17 protein-coding genes are annotated in these 16,819 nt (G+C 68.1%); 1 reads left to right on the top strand and 16 read right to left on the bottom strand.

The genetic code is table 11. The annotated features are described in order from the left end of the window. Positions 1 to 14: 14 nt before the first annotated feature. The gene (locus QZ749_RS24980) at positions 15 to 203 is read right to left on the bottom strand and encodes a hypothetical protein (protein WP_296953082.1); all 189 of its coding nucleotides are present in this window, start codon (positions 201 to 203) and stop codon (positions 15 to 17) included. A gap of 387 nt (positions 204 to 590) precedes the next feature. On the opposite strand from QZ749_RS24980, the gene QZ749_RS24975 reads away from it, so the two are divergent. Then, the gene (locus QZ749_RS24975; protein ID WP_296953080.1) at positions 591 to 2,174 is read left to right on the top strand and encodes a hypothetical protein; all 1,584 of its coding nucleotides are present in this window, start codon (positions 591 to 593) and stop codon (positions 2,172 to 2,174) included. Positions 2,175 to 2,353: 179 nt separating this feature from the next. Here the strand turns inward: QZ749_RS24975 and QZ749_RS24970 are convergent, their stop codons facing one another. The 15 genes from QZ749_RS24970 to QZ749_RS24900 form a co-directional block, all read right to left on the bottom strand. Then, the gene (locus QZ749_RS24970) at positions 2,354 to 2,980 is read right to left on the bottom strand and encodes a cold shock and DUF1294 domain-containing protein (protein ID WP_296953079.1); all 627 of its coding nucleotides are present in this window, start codon (positions 2,978 to 2,980) and stop codon (positions 2,354 to 2,356) included. Between the two features lie 136 nt (positions 2,981 to 3,116). Then, positions 3,117 to 3,635, bottom strand: a complete 519-nt coding sequence (locus QZ749_RS24965; RefSeq protein ID WP_296953076.1) for a hypothetical protein — start codon at positions 3,633 to 3,635, stop codon at positions 3,117 to 3,119. Further along, positions 3,632 to 5,395, bottom strand: coding sequence for a TIGR02594 family protein (locus QZ749_RS24960; RefSeq protein ID WP_296953074.1), 1,764 nt, complete (start codon positions 5,393 to 5,395; stop codon positions 3,632 to 3,634). Before QZ749_RS24960 ends, QZ749_RS24965 begins: the two co-directional genes overlap by 4 nt. Positions 5,396 to 5,404: 9 nt before the next feature. Beyond that, positions 5,405 to 5,971 carry a hypothetical protein gene (locus tag QZ749_RS24955; RefSeq protein WP_296953072.1) on the bottom strand — a complete coding sequence of 189 codons (567 nt, stop codon included), beginning with the start codon at positions 5,969 to 5,971 and terminating at the stop codon, positions 5,405 to 5,407. Between the two features lie 3 nt (positions 5,972 to 5,974). Continuing rightward, entirely contained in the window at positions 5,975 to 8,803 is a 2,829-nt protein-coding gene (locus QZ749_RS24950; protein WP_296953068.1) for a type VI secretion system Vgr family protein, read from the bottom strand. Between the two features lie 166 nt (positions 8,804 to 8,969). Beyond that, positions 8,970 to 9,338: a hypothetical protein gene (locus tag QZ749_RS24945; RefSeq protein ID WP_296953066.1), complete on the bottom strand. Its 369-nt coding sequence runs from the start codon at positions 9,336 to 9,338 to the stop codon at positions 8,970 to 8,972. 57 nt (positions 9,339 to 9,395) lie between these two features. Continuing rightward, positions 9,396 to 9,782 carry a hypothetical protein gene (locus tag QZ749_RS24940; protein ID WP_296953064.1) on the bottom strand — a complete coding sequence of 129 codons (387 nt, stop codon included), beginning with the start codon at positions 9,780 to 9,782 and terminating at the stop codon, positions 9,396 to 9,398. Further along, on the bottom strand, positions 9,779 to 10,570 hold the full coding sequence (locus QZ749_RS24935) for a polymorphic toxin type 44 domain-containing protein (protein ID WP_296953062.1): 792 nt from the start codon (positions 10,568 to 10,570) through the stop codon (positions 9,779 to 9,781). Before QZ749_RS24935 ends, QZ749_RS24940 begins: the two co-directional genes overlap by 4 nt. Continuing rightward, positions 10,567 to 11,127, bottom strand: a complete 561-nt coding sequence (locus QZ749_RS24930; protein ID WP_296953059.1) for a PAAR domain-containing protein — start codon at positions 11,125 to 11,127, stop codon at positions 10,567 to 10,569. Before QZ749_RS24930 ends, QZ749_RS24935 begins: the two co-directional genes overlap by 4 nt. A gap of 94 nt (positions 11,128 to 11,221) precedes the next feature. Further along, a complete protein-coding gene (locus tag QZ749_RS24925; RefSeq protein WP_296953058.1) occupies positions 11,222 to 11,638 on the bottom strand; it encodes a hypothetical protein in 417 nt (138 codons plus the stop codon). A 2-nt stretch (positions 11,639 to 11,640) separates the two neighbouring features. After that, the gene (locus QZ749_RS24920; protein ID WP_296953056.1) at positions 11,641 to 12,516 is read right to left on the bottom strand and encodes a peptidase; all 876 of its coding nucleotides are present in this window, start codon (positions 12,514 to 12,516) and stop codon (positions 11,641 to 11,643) included. 43 nt (positions 12,517 to 12,559) lie between these two features. Continuing rightward, the gene (locus tag QZ749_RS24915) at positions 12,560 to 13,372 is read right to left on the bottom strand and encodes a transglutaminase family protein (RefSeq protein ID WP_296953054.1); all 813 of its coding nucleotides are present in this window, start codon (positions 13,370 to 13,372) and stop codon (positions 12,560 to 12,562) included. A 1-nt stretch (position 13,373) separates the two neighbouring features. Next, positions 13,374 to 14,327 carry an alpha-E domain-containing protein gene (locus QZ749_RS24910; protein ID WP_296953122.1) on the bottom strand — a complete coding sequence of 318 codons (954 nt, stop codon included), beginning with the start codon at positions 14,325 to 14,327 and terminating at the stop codon, positions 13,374 to 13,376. Continuing rightward, positions 14,327 to 15,742 (bottom strand): circularly permuted type 2 ATP-grasp protein, encoded by a 1,416-nt coding sequence (locus QZ749_RS24905; RefSeq protein ID WP_296953052.1) that lies wholly within the window; start codon positions 15,740 to 15,742, stop codon positions 14,327 to 14,329. The genes QZ749_RS24910 and QZ749_RS24905 overlap by 1 nt, the downstream gene beginning before the upstream one ends. A gap of 92 nt (positions 15,743 to 15,834) precedes the next feature. Beyond that, positions 15,835 to 16,527, bottom strand: a complete 693-nt coding sequence (locus QZ749_RS24900; RefSeq protein WP_296953050.1) for a DNA-binding protein — start codon at positions 16,525 to 16,527, stop codon at positions 15,835 to 15,837. Positions 16,528 to 16,819 lie beyond the last annotated feature (292 nt).

Genomic DNA, 16,819 nt, shown 5'->3' with positions numbered 1-16,819 from the left:
TTCAGCTGGCCGTGTCAATCGCCCGGCCCTTCGCCGGGCATCGTGTCCGCCATCAGCCGGAGCTCTTCCGGCGTCAGTTCCTCCGGCTTCTTGTCCTTGAGGCCGTCCACGTCCTTGTGCGGCGGCGGCGCGGCCGCGTCCGCCCCGGGTTGCTGGTCCGCTTGCTGGTCCGCTTGCTGGTTCGTTTGCTGGTCGTCGTTCATGCGATCCTCCTTTTGCGACATCGTGTGGCCAAGTGTCGCATGGCCAGAGCATCGGCGGCGCCGCGCATCCGGCCGACCGGCAACGCTGGCGTGAGCAGCGGGATGCGCGCCGCAGGACCCGGGCGCCTTCGACCCCGCGTTGCCGTTTTCTGCATTTTTCCGGCCTTGCCGGCGGTATTGCCGGGGCCGGCCGCCTTGCAGATCATGCGGTCGGCGATGCCGGTGGCCGGGATGGCTGGGTACGTATTCGTCGGGGACTGCGTTGCGTTGCCGATACCCCGTGCGGGCAATGGATGTCTTGACACGCCATTAATGTTGTGCGATTTTCATGTTTGTCTGCGGCCGAGCCGCCGGAAGTGCCGCCATCTCCCTCGAAGGAGTCGACCCATGCCACGCACCGCGCTGTCTTCCACGCTGGCCGGCCTGGCCATTCCCCTGGCCCTGTTCGCCTGCGCCACGCACGCGCACGCGCAGGCGGGGCGCGCGCCCAGGCCCATCGAGGCGGTCGTGAGCATGCGCGGGGCGGCGCCGGGCGATGCGGCGCTGCCGCTGACGGAAGCGCAACGGCAGGACGTCTCCATCAATTTCCTCGAAAAGCGCACGGCGCCGGCGCTGCGCTGCGTCTACCGCAAGCCGGGCGGCGGCAAGGGCTACCAGCTGACGTTCTGGGAGCGCAGCCGGCCCGACCCGGGCCGGATCAGCGGGATCTTCCCGGTGGACCTGGATATGGCGCTGTCCGCGTGTCCGCCGACCTGGGGCGAGGCGGTCGCCCTGGGCTGGGGCGGCGGCGCCTGGGAGGTGGCGGCACGCGCCGCCGGTGCCGATGCCGCGGAGCGCCAGGCCGATGCCGACCGCGAACTGGCGCGTTCGCGCGAGACGCCGGAGACGCGCGCGCGGGCCTGGATCGCGCAGGCCGAGTCGTTGCCGGCGACGGGCGCGGCGGCCGACCTGGCGCTGGCGCGCGGCATCGACGCCGAGATCGCCTCCATGGAAAGCCGCCTCGACGAACTGCATTCGCGGCCGTTCAACGACCGACTGGTGCAGCCGGGCGGGCTGTTCGAGCGCATCAATCGCCTGGGGCAGGTCGCGTTCGTGAAGGCGCGCCGGCTGGATGCGTCCCCGGCGGGGCGCAAGGCCTTCGACGCCTGGGACGAACGTCTCGGCGGTCCCGCCGTGAGCGCGGTGGCGCGCCTGCAGAAAATCGTCCATTACCGCCAGAACCGGCGTGTGCGCATGGCCGAGGTCACGGGCGACGCGGGCGAACGCGAGATGCAGAGCTGGGGCAACGTCGATTTTTCGCCGGTCTGGGCCGGCCAGTCGGCCCTCCTTGGCGTCTTCGCGCGGCACCTGGACGGCCGCCCGACGATCGACCCCGCGTTCCAGCGCAGGATTGCGCAGGACCTGGAGCGCATGCGTCCGGGCGGCGATCCCGGTCGTCCCTACTATTACCACGTGCCGGCCGATCCCAAGCCGGCATGGATGATGACTCCGGAGGAAGAGGAGACGCAGGGCGGCAGGGTGGCCGGCGGCCTGGTCAACGCGGTCATGGGCGTCGGCGACCTGATGCGGCTGATCGACAAGGTCGATGCGGATATACGCGAGTCGCGCATTGCGTTCTGGAAGTGCTATGCCGCGCGCTGCAGCGAGGCGGGGAAGACGTTCTACGCCTATTCGCACGCCATGTGGACCAAGGACAATTTTTACTTCGCTCGCCCTGCGATGTCGGACCTCACGATCAATCGCGGCATGTCCTTCCTCGGCGACGGGGCCATCGACGGCGGCCCGGTGTCCCATTGCGCGCCACAGGCCAACGGCCTGTCGGAGGCGCTGGCCGGCGCGGTCAACCGCAGCCGGGGCGATCCGGTCGCTTCGGCCCGTGCCGTCGTGGCTGTGATGAAGGGACCCGCCTACGCAAGCTGGCAGGCATGCCGGGACCGCATGGAGTACGTGTTCCGGCCGCGCTTCCTGTGAGCGGTCTTGGGCGGTGGCGCACGCGTACCGCTCATGCCGGTGGCAGGCCTGGCGACCGGGATCGACGAACACGGCGCCAATGTCGCCGCTGCCGAGCTCGAGGATGGCATCGCCGGCTGGAGGGTGATCTGCTTGTTCATGGGTTCCCCTCGGTCGAGATGGAACGGTCGAGTGGCACGTCAACGAAGGACCTCCGCCCCATACGGCGACGCCAGCCAGCACAGCATGGCGCAATGGAGCGCAACCGTCCAGCGGAACGCCGCCTGGAACGCCGGCTTGCTCGATTTGTGCCGGAACACGCGCTGGGCCAGCAGCGCACCCGGCCATCCGCCGGCGAGGGCCAGTAGGTGGAGGTGGCTTTCCCGGGTCCGCCGCCGGTCGTGCCGTGCCGCCGACTTGTCGATGCCGTAGGCGACGAAGGCGATCGTGCTCATGCCCAGGCAGAGCCATGGGACCGCGGACGGCAGCCAGCCCAACGCGGCAAGCACGGCGACGAGGGCGAGGAAGCCGACGGACAGGGCCAGCGCGCCCGCGTCGTTCCTTGGCGCAGCGCCCGATGGGGCGCGCGGCTTGCCGCGTTCGCGGACAAATGCCACCCGTTCCGCACGCGGCTGTCCCTTGCCGTTGGCGCCGAGCTGGTAGGTGACGATGTCGCTCTCGGCCGGCCGCGCACCGCGTTCGCCGAACGCGCTGGCATGGACGAATACGGTCGGACCGCCGCCGTCCGGCGTGATGAAGCCGAAGCCCTGGTCGTCCTTCCAGGTCGTGATCCTGCCTTGGTGGCGGGGCGGGGTGGAACTGTTCATCCGTGGCGTCCGTGTGTGCCGATGAACACCAGTGTATTGGTGGATGTTCTTTATGGCAATGGGTCGGGTGGTCGTCCGACTTCGTGGGGACGGCCCGCCATCGAGACAGCGGCGACGGTCGGCCCGCCGCCCGTGCTCAGGGCGCCGCCAGCACCCCCAGGCCGGCCACGGCCTTGCACGCGGCGACGTTGAACTTGCGCTGGTCCGCGGCTTCGGCGGGCGTCAGCGTCGACACCAGGACTTTTTCGCCGGGGTCGCCGGAAATGCCGTACAGGCGCAGCTTGCCCTCCCTGACTTCGTAGGCCAGCGCGCCGTCGAAGCCGTGCGTGAGCGTCGCATCGCGATAGCCGGTCAGCAGCGCGGCCAGGCGCTTGCGCTTGGCCTTGTCGTTCACGGCGCCCACGGCCAGGTCGCCGGTCAGTTGCGGCGGCAGGTTCGCGACGTACAGGTTGGCGATGTCCAGCATGTAGTCGTTGCAGTCCGCGACCTTTTGCGCCTTGTGGTCGGCGAAGAACTGCTTGACCGCGCCGGCATAGGGCGCGCCGGAGGCGTTGCCGACGGCGGCCAGGCTCAGGCCGTCGGGGGAGCCCGCCTGGGCCGCGCCGGCGGCCGCCAGGGACGCGAGCAGGAGGATGCGTTTCAGGGATGTCGTCATTGGGTTTTTTCGTTTGCGCCGGAGGCGGCGTTGGCAATGTTCAGGAAGTTCTTGTTGACGTCGTCGACATCGACGACGTCCGGTTCGTGCTGCGACTTGGCGTATTCCTCGTACGTGACCGGAATGTAGAAGCCATGGAATTTCTGCTGCAGCCACTTGCCGTGCAACTTGAACCGGGCGGACACGCCGGTGACCTTGTACTGGGACACCTTCAGGCGATCGCTCTGGTTGCCGCCCAGGCCGGCGATATGGCCCTGCGCCGTCTTGCCGTACACGAAGGTGACGTGGCCGGTGCCGGCCGCCTTGCCGCTGTCCTCGAAATAGTTACGCATGACCATGATCGCGCCGTACACGGGCTTGTCGATCTTCTTGAACTTCTTCGACCAGGTCGGGAATTGCGACGAGGCGCTCTTCTCGTGCGGCGCGCCGACGGTCATCAGGCAGTAATTGACGAAGGCGGCGCACCAGGGCGTGGTCACCATGTTCCCGCCCAGGCCCACGCGCTTGTGGAAGTTGCCGGTCTTGGTGATGACGCTCTCGTCCTGGCCGGCCCATTTCTTGGCTTCGTCGATCGCCACCGGCATCCAGGGCGCCGTCTTCTGGTCGGCGGGCACGATTGCCAGCGGCTGGCCCGTGCCTTTCTTGCTGCGCGTCAGGTCGGCGCCGGTCGCGGGCGCGGCGGCGGCGGCCTTGGCGGCCTTGGCTGCCCCGGCCGCGGGTGCCGGTTTCGGCTTCGGCGCCGGCCGGGCCGCGGCCGTCCTGCCGCGGCCCGATGGCGGCCCGTAGATGCCGATCACCTGGCCGACGTAGATCTTGGCCGGATCCTTGATCGCCGGGTTGTCCTTCATGATCGCGGCGACCGAGGTGCCGAAGCGCGCCGCCAGGATGCCCAGGGTTTCCTTGCGCGCCACCACGTGGTCGAAGGGGCGGCGCGCCGGATTCGTCACGCTGGCCGGCGGCTTCTTCGGCGCGGTGGGCGCCTCGTAGCTGACCAGGTCGTGCAGCAGCACGTAGGCGCTGGACACGCCGTCCATCACGAACTCGAACTGCTTGTGCCAGGCCCCGGTCAGGTCCGGGAAGTGGATCTCGGCCTTCTTGCCCGGTTCGATGTGGGCGATCTTCGGCAGCTGCCCGTTCTTGTCGGTCTTCTTGTCGTAGGTCTTGTCGCCGATCCTGATCTGCACCGGGACGTCGGGCTTCGGCATGGCGCCGTCGGACACGGTGACCGTGGTGGTCGGCACTTCGCGCTCCCGGCGCTTGTCCTTCAGCGCATGGAAGCCTTCCTTCTTTTCCATGGCGTCCAGCACGTCCTCGAGCTTGTCGTCGGAAATGTCGCTCAGCTTGGTCGTGATCGGCAAGCCGGTATGCTTGCTGATGGCATTGGCGTAGGCGAGCGGGTCGTTCTTGTCCGACGCCGGCGCGTAGCCCAGCATCATCTTGCCGGGATGCTTGGGATCGGGAATCCCGGTCAGCATCGTGTAGATGGTGCGGTCGTTGTAGCGGCGGCGCAGCAGCTTCTTCTTCTGCAGGCGGCCTTCCTCGTAGCTCTTGAAGATCAGGAAGGCGCCATTGCCCTTGGTCTTGCCGACGCCGATGGCGCCCATGATGGGCGTCTCGCCGGCCGGCCGCAGGTTGCCCGGATTATTGAAGCGCCAGGCGATGGTCCCGCCGGTACGCAGCAGGTGGGTGCCATCGTCGCCGACGTAGTCGACGGTCAGGATGCTGGCATCGTAGCGGGCACTGATGAACTCGCGCGTCATGGTTCAATCCTACTTCTGCGGTTTCGACGCGACTTCCTTCTTCAGCACCTGTTCGACCGTCAGCCTGGCGCTGGCCGGGTAGCTGGAGGAGGACGTCTTCTTGAAATAATGGGCCGGGCCGTCCGGGTTCTCGTCGCTGTACGCGGCCAGCCGGTACCAGCGCACCGCGACCGCGGCCCGCGCGCCGGGCTTGGTCTCGGCGACCACGAGGTCGACGGTGCCGGCGCGCGGCACGACGACGGCATCGGCGACGGTCTGCTCGCCCTGCGAGATGCTGAACCAGGTCAGGTCCTGGTCGGTGTCGCCGTTGACCACCGGGACGTGCATCCAGGGTTCGCCGGGCTTGGCTTCCAGGTAGAACGTCAGGCTGCGCTTGTACGTCGTCACGTCCTGGTAGGTGCCGGTGACGAGGATGAGCTTGCCGTCCGCGACCTGCCACTGGTGGATGCCTTGCTGCTGCGACGAGATGGCGGCCGCGGCGGGGCCGGCTGCAGTAGGGGTGGCGGCGCCGGCGCCCGGCGCCGCCAGGGCCACGCATGCGGCCAGTACCAGGGTCTTGAGGATGCTGTCGATCATGTCTTATTCTTCGCCTTCGGGATTGTTGATGAGCTTGCCAAGCAGGTGCGGGTTCAGGTGCAGCGACAGGTCGATGCCGGCCAGGCCGGTGGCGAACGGACCGAAGTCCTCGGCCTCGCGCGCCGGCGCCTCCTCGTCCTCGGCGTGGTAGAAATCCTCGTCCGGCCGCTCGATCTCGGGCGCCGGTTCGGAGGCCGCGAGGCGCACGCTGCGCCAGCTGTCCTCGCCCACGTGCAGGGTCAGTTGTTCGTTGTCGTCGAAATCCAGGCGCGGCAGGCGCCCGTCCTCGGCCAGCACGCCGGCGGCGACCTCCTTGCCCAGCCGGTCGAGGATGCGGTAGGGCTTGCCGACCATGCCCAGCGCGGCCACGACGTCGTCGGCGCCGGGGAAGGCGAAGCGCAGGCTGTGCTGGCCCACCTGCGCGGCCGGCATGGCGGCGAACGACGCGTCCAGGTTCTGCGGACCCGAATGGGCGTGGGTGGCCGCATGCACTTCCCATTTGCCGCCGGTGCCGTGCTCGATGCCTTTGGCGCTGATGCGGATGAAGCTGCCGCCGGCGTGGAGCAGGATCTCGCGGTCGGCGGCGATCTCGATGTTCTGCCGGGTGCTGATCAGCTTGAGCACCTGCTCGGCGACGATCTCGACGTTGTCGCTCTGCGCCTGGATCTCGACCTTGCCCTTGGCCGCGAACAGCTTCATGCCGGCCTTGTGGACGAACACGCCGAGCTTTTCGGTCAGGCTGGCGAACAGGCTCTTGCCGGTCGAGATCGACAGGTGTTCGCCGGTGGTGAGCACCGTATGGCGGTCGCTCTGCACGTGGGTGCTGCGCGCCGTGCTGGTGGCGATGCCGGCCGGGCTGGACAGCACCAGCTGCGGGTCGCTCAATTCGCCCTGGGCCTTGCCGCTGCCGCGCACGGCCTCGTTCTGGGCGGCCAGCGCCGCCCCGGCGGCGGCCTGGTCGACGCCCGGCTGCTGGGCCAGGTGCTGCTCGGCCAGTTCGCGCATCTGCTCGTGGCGCTCGCGCGCCGCGTTCAGGCGGCCGACGGTCTCGCCCATGTCCTTGGCGTGGCCGGCGGCATTGTCGCGCGCCTCGGTGGTCAGCAGCATGCCCATCCCGGCGCGCGCCACGCCCCAGGCGTTGGTGGTCAGTTCCCAGCCTTCGCCACGCTCGTCCTTGCGCCCGCTGTTGTCCTCGACGCGGGTGATGTGGCCGAGCGAGAGCTGGCTGTGCTGGTGGTCGCTCTTGAGCTGCGCCTGGATCTTCTCGTAGGTATCGTCGAGGATCAGGTGGTTGCTGCGCCCGCCCGCGGCGTTGCCGCCGTTCGGCGCCAGTTCGCGGCTGCGCAGGCCGGTCAGCGCGTGCTGGGTCGGCTGCTGCCAGGGCGGCATGTTGCGCTCGTTGAAGACGCTGCCGGTGACGATGGGCCGGTCGGGCGAGCCGCCCAGCCATTGCACGATCACCTCGCTGCCCACGCGCGGCACGGCGGCCGCGCCCAGCTCGCTGCCGGCCCAGGAACTGGCCACGCGCAGCCAGGCCGAGCTGTTCTCGTCGTTGACGCCCTCGCGGTCCCAGTGGAACTGGACGCGGATGCGGCCGTAGCGGTCGGTGTGGATGCTGTCCGGCCCCTGCGGCCCGACCACGGTGGCCGTCTGCGGCGCCAGGATGCGCGTGTCGCTGCTGTTGAAGTTGCGGCCCGGGCGCCACGGCACCTGCCTGCGGATGCAGCGCATGGTGTTGCTGTACTCGGCCGGCAGGGTATCCTGCAAATAATTATTGCGCGCCAGGTGCCGCACTTCCAGCACCAGGAATTCGTTCTTGCCGGGGTCGTCGCCGCCGGCGTCGCTGTCCTTGAAGTGGTCGCGCAGGCGGAACCAGCGCCCCGGCTGCAGGAAGCGGCTGTTGCCGCTGCCCTCGAAGTAGCGCGACGCGGCCTCGGTTTCTTCCATGCGCAGCTGGGCCAGGCGGTCGCCGCGCTGCAGGCCGTCGAAGCCGTAGGCGCCGGTGTATTCGTAGGATTCCACCTGGAGCACGCTGCCTTGCCGGTTCACCGTCGGCATCGTGACGTTGGCCGGCACCGGATGCTTGAAGTCGAACCCGCTCAGTGCCACGCTGGAGGCGGCGATGTTGCGCACCGGCGACCACTGGGCGATGCCGTCCTCCTCGCTGGCACCGCCGTGGCGCTGGAAGCGCACCTCGCCGTCGCCGTCGATCGGGTCGGCGCCGCGGGTGTCGTCGCCTAGCACCAGCTTGTGGCCGGCCGGCGTGTGTTCGTACCAGTAGTGCCAGCCGGCCGCTTCCCAGCGCCGGTGCAGGTAGTTGTGGTCGGTCTCGTCGTACTGGCAGGCGTCCGTCATCGGCGGATCGTCGCCCAGCAGGCGGCAATCCCAGTCGGGCAGCGTGGAGTAGTCGGCGAAGATGCCGGCGGTCTGGTCGCGCAGCGCCTTGTGATGGAAGAGGTAATTGTCCTTGCGCAGGGACAGGTACTTCAGCCACGGCCCGAGGCGGGCTTCGTAGAAGGCGAAGCCGCCGTCGGTGGTGACGTGGCGGAAGCTGAAGACATAGCCGCTGAAGTGGCGCAGGCTGCCGTCGCCGCGCACCAGCTCGACCGTCATCAGCTTGCCCTGGACGTCCTTCAGCGCGATCGTGGCGCTGTCGGACAGCAGTTCGACCCGGTACTCGAAGTCGCGCGACATGGATTCGAACGCGTCGAGCGCATTGGCCAGCAATGGCGCGCCGGGGCCGTCGGCGTGCGGGAAGGTGACGCGCAGGATGCGCTGGTGCTGCGGATCGCCGAACACCAGATCCTGTATCGATTGGACAACGTTTTGCATCCGACTTTCCTGTCAATGACCCATATGAATGTTTCCCGACAAAAGTGACACGAAGAATTTTCTTCGTACACATACATGTATTCTAAGCAAATAATCCTTGAATGCAATTGAATCGCTGTCTATCGTGCGCGGGGTGCACCCTGCCCGCCAGGACCTGCGGCCGGCATCAATCGATGCCGAAGCGGGCCGGGAAATCGGTCCTGACGACGGTGCGGGTAATTTTCGTGTCGGCGCCGATGTAGACGTCGACGCGGCTGAAGGGCGGCGCGAGGTCCACGCCGTGCCCACCGGCGAGCGGCATGCTGACCCCGATGTAAGCATCCGGAGGCAGGCGATGAGGCAGGTGAAACGCGATCTGCTGGCCTGGAGCGATCGTGGCCTTGGTGACGCGGTCGTTCGCATTGAAGTAATAGACGACCGGGGCGGTCGCGGTGCTGGCATAGTGCAACACCACCACGGGCGCCGTGTGGACCAGCAGGCCGAGTCCGAGCCAGGCCAGTACCGGAACCGCGACGACCAGCGCCAGCGTTTTCATCCTGGGCGAAAAGGTCGTCTTCGATGGCGGTGCCGGCATGACGTGCGATGCGCTTTCCTAGTCCGATCCGAAGCGCGCCAGGAAATCGGTCCTGACGACGGTGCGGGTAATTTTCGTATCGGCGCCGATGTAGACGTCGACCCGGCTGAACGGCGGCGCGATGTCCACGCCGTCACGGCTTGCGGCCGGCAGGCTGACGTTAATGAAATAGCCGGCATGCGGCCGATGGGCGGTGCGGAACTCGAGGCGCGCACCGGGTTCGATCTGGTCCTTGACGATATCGTTGTCTTCGTTGAAAAAGTACGTCACGGGCGCGGTGGCGGCCGCGGAATAGTGCAGGTACACCACCGGCGAGGTATAGGAAAAGACGGCAAGGGCGAGCCACAGGGCAATGAACGCCCCGGCGATCGCCAGCAGTTTCGTGGGGAAGGGGGCGATCTTCATGGGGTACATTCGTGCGGTCGTTTGGCGTAGTCGTTCCCGACGCCCCACGGTAGTGGAACGCCGACGATGGCCCTGAGCAGGATGGCCGTCGTCAGTGCGGCCGGCTTGGCGCGCGCATACAGGTCCACGCCCAGTTTGATGGAAATATGGTCCGGTATATCGTCCATGCGATTGGCCCACGCGCCGTTTTCAGGATGGTGCTGGATGCGTGGAACACGCAACTTCCGCGCATCGCGCAGGAAATCGCTGCCGGCCTGGGCCAATCCGGCGCCGCCCAGCAACTCGTCCGCGCTGAAGCCGCACGCCACGCCCACGTAACCGTAATGGATGTTCGACCAGATATCGTAGAAATAATCCTCGTTGCCGTAGCGTTGCCAGCCCTTGCGAAAGATATGCTGCTTGCGCAGGCGTTCGGCCAGGATCGGCTTGTGATCCCACGGCCGGTTCGGCGCGACCCGCTCGGCCCAGATCGAATACGCCGCCATCTTCTTGCCCGCGGCAATGCCGGCATAGTCCGGCGGCCCGCCGAACTTGGCGTACCAGGGCAGGGCGTTCCAGGCTTCCATCTCCTTGGCCATGTCGTAGGCATTCGCCTCGGTCATCTTCCGGCCTTCTTCGCTGAACGGGTTGCGCTTCATCTCCGCGACCATGTATTCGGCGATGCCGACCACGTCGTTGCCGTGGTTACAGACATGCAGCGTCTTCGCCGCGCGGTCCGCCACCGGCGTGGTGTTGGTGGCGCCGACCAGCCGCATCGGCCTGCCGTTCCTGTCCAGCACCGCGCTCATGCATCGTCTTCCAGGTAGATCCGCACGTGCTCCTCGTCCAGCGTCTGCTTGAGCAGGTGCGTGTGGCCGTCGGCATCGGTGGTGCCGTGCTCGATGCTGCCATCCTCGCGCTCGATGGCATAGGCCGTGTGGGCCAGCGGCCTGCCGTCGCTTACGCCCAGCAGCACGTAGCGGTCGTCGTAGCGGCCCGGCACCCAGGGCGCGTCGTCGTCCGGCTCGGGCGCCAGGGCGGCGGCGGCCAGCGCCACGGCGGCCGGCTGGAAATACGCGGTGACGAGCGGGACGCCGGAGGCGTCCTCGACGCCGTGGATGCCGTTCAGGGTCGAGACCAGCGGACAGCCGCCGCTGGTCTCGTCGCCGTGCAGGGCCTGCGGCAGGCCGTCGGGGAGGGTGAAATGGTGTTCGCCGGCGCCGACCACGCAGTGCTTCCTGCACGCCATGGGGTTGCCCGCGTGTGCGAGCGGCTTGCCGTGGCTGGTGAATGTGGGGTGTCCCTGCTTCACCTTGCCGCCGCAGGACGCTTCGTCGCCTTCGCGTATCCAGCCGATGATGTTCATATTTACGACACAAGAATGTTAAATCGCGTAAATATTTTAGCAGCAACTTCAAGGCAGGGTGAGCTCGATTCGTGGCGTGCGCCGGGGACGGCCGTCAGCGCGTCCAGGTGCAGCCGTCGTCCCCGACCGCGTCCAGGTCCTCGGTAAAGGCGAACGTCCTGCCGTCGGCCCGCACGTAGCGCGCGCCGTAGACACGGGCGCCCTGCGTGACCAGGGTATAGGTGCCGCCCGCGGGCTGCTCGCGCCAGACGGTGGTGAATTCGTAGGGCCGGCCCGGGTCCATCTCGGCCTTTTCCCGGCTGACGAGCCGAACGGGGATGGCCACGCTGCCGTGTTCGTAGCGGACCTGGCCGGCCTTCCCCTCGTCCGCCGGAAAACGGAATTCGAGTCGCAGCGGCCGGCGCGCGTCGGTCGTCTTCAGGCAGCGGAAATCGTCGGTGCCGGCCTGCGCCGCGCCGCAGCACACGGCGGCAAGCACGAGGACGCACGCCGTCCCGATGGCGTCCGCCATGCTCAATGCTGCGCGGTCGACGCCGGCCCCTGCGCCAGCGACTGCACCTGGGCCGTGGGCGCCGCCGCGACCATGCCGGCCGGCAGGGCGATGCGCACCGGGCGGTTGCTGGCCGCCGCCGTCGACAGCACGTTTTCCGTCGCGTCCGGCGCGGCGTTCCACACCGGCGCATCGATGCCTTCGAAGACGCTCTTCAGCTGCTCGCCCCAGATGTTGCGGATCTGGCTGAAATACTGGTTCTTCTCGTCGATGCGCACGAAGCGGGTGACGGCCAGCGCCCCGTCCTCGTAGACCAGCAGGTCCAGCGGCAGGCCCACCGAGATGTTCGAGCGCAGCGTCGAGTCCATCGAGATCAGCGCGCACTTGGCGGCGTCGTCGAGCGAGGTGTGGGGGGTGACCACGCGGTCGATGATCGGCTTGCCGTATTTCGCCTCGCCGATCTGGAAATAGGGGTTCTCGTCGTGCGATTCGATGAAGTTGCCGGCCGAGTAGACGTAGAACAGGCGGCAGCGCTCGCCGGCGATCTGGCCGCCGAAGATCATGCTGACGTTGAAGTCGACGCCGAACTCGGCCAGCTTGCCGCTTTCCTGCTTGTGGATCGTGCGCACGGCCTCGCCGACGATGCGGGTGGCCGCGAACATGTCCGGGGCGTTCCAGATCGTCGCGCCTTCCGGGCTGACGTAGCTGGAGATGACCTGGCGGATCGCCTGCGATATGGACAGGTTGCCCGCCGTCATCAGCACCATCATGCGGTCGCCCGGGTTCTCGAACACGCTCAGCTTGCGGAACGTGCCCACCTGGTCGACCCCGGCATTGGTGCGCGAATCCGCGAGGAACACCAGGCCCGCATTCAGGCGCATGCCTACACAGTAAGTCATTGGAGTCTTTACGCAATCAAAAACGTCATTTTATACGAGCCGCTCACTGGACGGGCACGATCAGCGCCTGCACCGTCATCGTCTCGTCGCCGCCGCCGCGGCGCATGCCGCGCACCGGCGCCGCCGACTCGTAGTCGCGCCCGATCGCCAGGCGGCAGTAGGCCTCGGTCATCAGGCGGTTGTGGGTGACGTCGACGCTGACCCAGCCCGTGTGGTCGTCGTCCTCGACCCAGACGTCGACCCAGGCGTGGCTGGCCGCGTGGCCGGTCGATTCCGGGTCGATGTAGCCGGACACGTAGCGCGCCGGCACGCCGCGCGCATGGCAGCAGGCCAGGAAGATGTGGGCGTGGTCCTGGCAGACGCCGGCGCCCAGCGTCATCGCCTCGCCGGCGGTGCTGGACACGCTGGTTGCACCGCTGCGGTACGCGACCGCACCGAAGATGTGCGCGGCCAGGTCCAGCGCGTGGCGCGTGCCGATGCGCGCGCCCGGTCCCGGCAGGACGTGCGCGGCGAGCGCCGCCAGCGGCTGGCTCGGTTGCGTCAGCCGGGTCGGCACCGTGAAGATCAGCGGCGACAGGCCGTCGCCGTCCTGCAGGCGGCCGCCGGCCAGCGCCGTGGTGGTCACCAGGCCCTCGACCACGATGCGCACCGTGTCGTGCGGCTCGTTCAGCGTCATCATGTGCGAGAAGTTGCCGTAGGCGTCGAGGTAGGACGTGCAGTGGCCCGGCGTGGAGATCTTCCAGGACTGCACCTGCTGCTGCGCCTCGGCGCGCGGCGTCAGGTGCAGCTGCTCGATGCTGTAGGCCTGCGGCTGGCTGTAGCGGTACATGGTTTCGTGGCGGATGGACAGTTGCATGTCAGGCTCCCAGCGGTACGAGGAAGTCGCGGCTGATGCCGTTGCCCAGCGCGTAGACGTTTTCCATGAACGCGGACAGGGTGTCGTCGATGCCGGCGTCGAGGATGTCCTCGATGCGCGCGAACTGCAGGTCGGCGTGCATCTTGCCGGCCAGGCGCTCGGTCTCGCGCGAGACGTCGTTGCGCACGGTCTTCAGGTTGGCCACCACCTGCTCCATGCAGGCCAGCAGCGAGCGCGGCATGTCGGCGCGCAGCATCAGCAGCTCGGCCACGCGCGCCGGCGTGATCGAGTCGCGGTAGACCTTGCGGTAGATCTCAAAGCCGGCCACCGAGCGCAGCAGGGCGGCCCAGTAATAGAATTCGCGCTGCGTGGGCAGCTCGTGGGTGTCGCTCGGTTCGCGCGCGCCCTGCGCGCCGTGGTATTTCACGTCGAGCAGGCGCGCCGTGTTGTCGGCGCGCTCGAGGAAGGTGCCGAGGCGGATGAACACCATCGCCTCGTCGTCCAGCATGGTGCCGAAGGTGACGCCGCGCCACAGGTGGCAGCGGTACTTTACCCATTCGAAGAATTCGCTCGGGTCGCTGTCGAGCGCGGTGCGCTCGCGCAGGCCGATCCAGGTGGCGTTGTGGGTTTCCCAGACCTCGGTGGTCAGCACCCCGCGCACGGCGCGCGCGTTCTCGCGCGCGGCGGTCAGGCACGAGACGATCGACGACGGGTTGGCCGGGTCGTTGACCATGAAGGCCAGCACCTTCTGGGCATCGAGCTCCCCGTGGCGCGCCTCGTAGGCGTCGCGCAGCTCGGAGATGCCCAGCATGGCGCGCCAGGCCTGCTCGGCGTCGTGGCGCGACTGCGGCAGCATCGAGGTCTGCACGGCCACGTCGAGCATGCGGGCGGTGTTCTCGGCGCGCTCGGTATAGCGCGCCATCCAGTACAGGTGGTCGGCGGTACGGCTCAGCATCATTCCTCCAGAATCCAGGTGTCCTTGGTGCCGCCGCCCTGCGACGAGTTCACCACCAGCGAGCCTTCCTGCAGCGCCACGCGCGTCAGGCCGCCCGGCACCATCGAGATGGTCCTGCCGGACAGGACGAAGGGACGCAGGTCGATGTGGCGCGGCGCGATGCCGCTTTCCACGTAGGTGGGGCAGGCCGACAGCGACAGCGTCGGCTGCGCGATGTAGCCGTCCGGCCTGGCCTTCAGGCGCGCGCGGAAGTCCTCGATCTGCTGGCGGCTGGCGGCCGGGCCGATCAGCATGCCGTAGCCGCCGGCGCCGTGCACTTCCTTGACGACCAGCTGCTCGAGGTTGGCCAGCGTGTACGACAGCTCGTCCGGACGGCGGCACTGCCAGGTCGGGACGTTGTTCAGCAGCGGCTCCTCGGCCAGGTAGAAGCGGATCATGTCCGGCACGTAGGGGTAGATCGACTTGTCGTCGGCCACGCCGGTGCCGATGGCGTTGGCCAGCGTGACGCGGCCGGCGCGGTACACCGACAGCAGGCCCGGCACGCCCAGCGTGGAATCGGAGCGGAACGCCAGCGGGTCGAGGAAGTCGTCGTCCAGGCGCCGGTAGATCACGTCGACGCGCTTGGGGCCGCGGATCGTGCGCATCCAGACGGCGTTGGCGTCGACGTACAGGTCCTTGCCCTCCACCAGCTCGACGCCCATCTGCTGGGCCAGGAAGGCGTGTTCGAAATAGGCCGAGTTGTACATCCCCGGCGTCATCACCACGACGGTGGGATCGCTGGCGCCGGTGGGCGCGACCGAGCGCAGGTTCTCGAGCAGCATGTCGGGGTAGTGCTCGACCGGCGCGATGCGGTGGCGCGCGAACAGTTCCGGGAACAGCCGCATCATCATCTTGCGGTCTTCCAGCATGTACGACACGCCGGAAGGCACGCGCAGGTTGTCCTCGAGGACGTAGAACTCGCCCTGGCCGGCGCGCACGATGTCGACGCCGGCGATGTGGGCGTAGATGCTTGACGCCACGCTGATGCCCTGCATCTCGGGGCGGTACTGGGCGTTCTGGTAGATCTGCTGCGCGGGGATGATGCCGGCCCGGATGATGTCCTGCCCGTGGTAGATGTCGTGCACGAACATGTTGAGCGCCTTGACCCGCTGCGCCAGGCCGGCCTGCAGGGCCGTCCATTCGTGCGCGGGGATGATGCGCGGGATGGTATCGAACGGGATCAGGCGTTCGGTACCGGCGCCGTCGCCGTAGACGGCGAAGGTGATGCCGACGCGGCGGAAGGTCAGGTCGGCCTCCGCGCGCTTGCGCTCGATGCGCTCTGGCGGCTGCATCCGCAGCCAGCTGTCGAATGCGCGGTAGTGGTCGCGGATCGTGCCGTCCGCGCCAACCGTCATCTCATTGTAGAAGTCCCTCATGTGGCAATCCCGGAGTCTTGACAGTTGATGACTATCAAGAAACGTGCCAGAGGAAAACGGGGCGGGACGCCCCATTCTGGTGCGCCGCGTGATCAGCGCTTGCTGCGCGCCGCCTCCAGCTGCTTGCGCAGCTCGGCGTTCTCGCTTTCCAGCGCCGTGCGCGCGGTGGTGGCGCCCACCAGCTCCATCTCGGCCGCCAGGCGGCGATCGGACTCCGCCGCCTGCGCGGCGACGTTGCGTTCGATTTCGGCGCGCAGGGCGGCCAGCTGGCTGTCCTTGCCCTCGATCGCCAGCTGGTCCTTGGCCTTGCTGACCAGCGCATCCATCGCCACCTGGCGCGCGTTGCGCAGCTCGGCGTTCAGGCGCTCGATGGTCTCGTCGCGCTCGGCCAGCAGGGCCAGCGCGTCGTCGCGCGCGCCGGTCACGTCGGCCAGCTCGGTGCGCAGGCCGTCGCGCTCGGCTTCCAGTTCCTCGCCGACGGCGGCCAGCACCTCGCGGTCGGCGTCCGACTGGGCCAGCGCCTCGCGTTCGGCGGCGCCGGCGTCGTGGGCGAACTGCAGCGCCCATTCGGCCAGGCCGGACAGCAGCGCTTCCGGCAGCTCGGCCCGGGGCGGCTCCACCGGCTTGGCGGTGGCGAGGCGCCAGGCCGACAGGTGCTTGTAGACGGCGTTCGGCGAACCCCCGACGACGGCCCGTACCGCTTCGAGCGTCACGGGCGAGCCATCGTCCTGCAGGCCCGCGGCGGCTGCGGCAACGTCGTCGTAGGTGATGTCCTGGTCTGCCATGTCTTTCCCGATGCTGTGGTTGAAGTGGCGCATATGATACGCGAGCCGGGGGCGGTCGCGCGCGGCCGGATGGCCCGCCGTTGACTTCCTGGACACAAATTGTTGCCCAGAATCTACAATAAAGTTGTCCACCTACGGATTCCTGCATGGACGGCCCGATCCTTCAGCGCGCCGGGACCGCGTTCGCGGCCATCCACGGGGTGTGCATCGCCGCAGCGCGCGCGTCCGTCGATCCGGCGGCCCCGGCCGGCAGGCCGGGCGCCCCTCGCCGGAGGCGCTGCAGCGCTTCGGC

The sequence above is a fragment of the uncultured Massilia sp. genome, assembly GCF_913773735.1.
GTDB lineage: Bacteria > Pseudomonadota > Gammaproteobacteria > Burkholderiales > Burkholderiaceae_D > Telluria.
Note: the sequence above shows the minus strand (reverse complement) of the source record. Positions and strands in the feature narration are given on the sequence as shown.

Excerpts from the sequence above, each read along its gene's own strand:
- QZ749_RS24980 (WP_296953082.1), bottom strand. The coding sequence starts at position 203 with ATGAACGACGACCAGCAAACGAACCAGCAAGCGGACCAGCAAGCGGAC.
- QZ749_RS24975 (WP_296953080.1), top strand. The coding sequence starts at position 591 with ATGCCACGCACCGCGCTGTCTTCCACGCTGGCCGGCCTGGCCATTCCC.
- QZ749_RS24970 (WP_296953079.1), bottom strand. The coding sequence starts at position 2,980 with ATGAACAGTTCCACCCCGCCCCGCCACCAAGGCAGGATCACGACCTGG.
- QZ749_RS24965 (WP_296953076.1), bottom strand. The coding sequence starts at position 3,635 with ATGACGACATCCCTGAAACGCATCCTCCTGCTCGCGTCCCTGGCGGCC.
- QZ749_RS24960 (WP_296953074.1), bottom strand. The coding sequence starts at position 5,395 with ATGACGCGCGAGTTCATCAGTGCCCGCTACGATGCCAGCATCCTGACC.
- QZ749_RS24955 (WP_296953072.1), bottom strand. The coding sequence starts at position 5,971 with ATGATCGACAGCATCCTCAAGACCCTGGTACTGGCCGCATGCGTGGCC.
- QZ749_RS24950 (WP_296953068.1), bottom strand. The coding sequence starts at position 8,803 with ATGCAAAACGTTGTCCAATCGATACAGGATCTGGTGTTCGGCGATCCG.
- QZ749_RS24945 (WP_296953066.1), bottom strand. The coding sequence starts at position 9,338 with ATGAAAACGCTGGCGCTGGTCGTCGCGGTTCCGGTACTGGCCTGGCTC.
- QZ749_RS24940 (WP_296953064.1), bottom strand. The coding sequence starts at position 9,782 with ATGAAGATCGCCCCCTTCCCCACGAAACTGCTGGCGATCGCCGGGGCG.
- QZ749_RS24935 (WP_296953062.1), bottom strand. The coding sequence starts at position 10,570 with ATGAGCGCGGTGCTGGACAGGAACGGCAGGCCGATGCGGCTGGTCGGC.
- QZ749_RS24930 (WP_296953059.1), bottom strand. The coding sequence starts at position 11,127 with ATGAACATCATCGGCTGGATACGCGAAGGCGACGAAGCGTCCTGCGGC.
- QZ749_RS24925 (WP_296953058.1), bottom strand. The coding sequence starts at position 11,638 with ATGGCGGACGCCATCGGGACGGCGTGCGTCCTCGTGCTTGCCGCCGTG.
- QZ749_RS24920 (WP_296953056.1), bottom strand. The coding sequence starts at position 12,516 with ATGACTTACTGTGTAGGCATGCGCCTGAATGCGGGCCTGGTGTTCCTC.
- QZ749_RS24915 (WP_296953054.1), bottom strand. The coding sequence starts at position 13,372 with ATGCAACTGTCCATCCGCCACGAAACCATGTACCGCTACAGCCAGCCG.
- QZ749_RS24910 (WP_296953122.1), bottom strand. The coding sequence starts at position 14,327 with ATGCTGAGCCGTACCGCCGACCACCTGTACTGGATGGCGCGCTATACC.
- QZ749_RS24905 (WP_296953052.1), bottom strand. The coding sequence starts at position 15,742 with ATGAGGGACTTCTACAATGAGATGACGGTTGGCGCGGACGGCACGATC.
- QZ749_RS24900 (WP_296953050.1), bottom strand. The coding sequence starts at position 16,527 with ATGGCAGACCAGGACATCACCTACGACGACGTTGCCGCAGCCGCCGCG.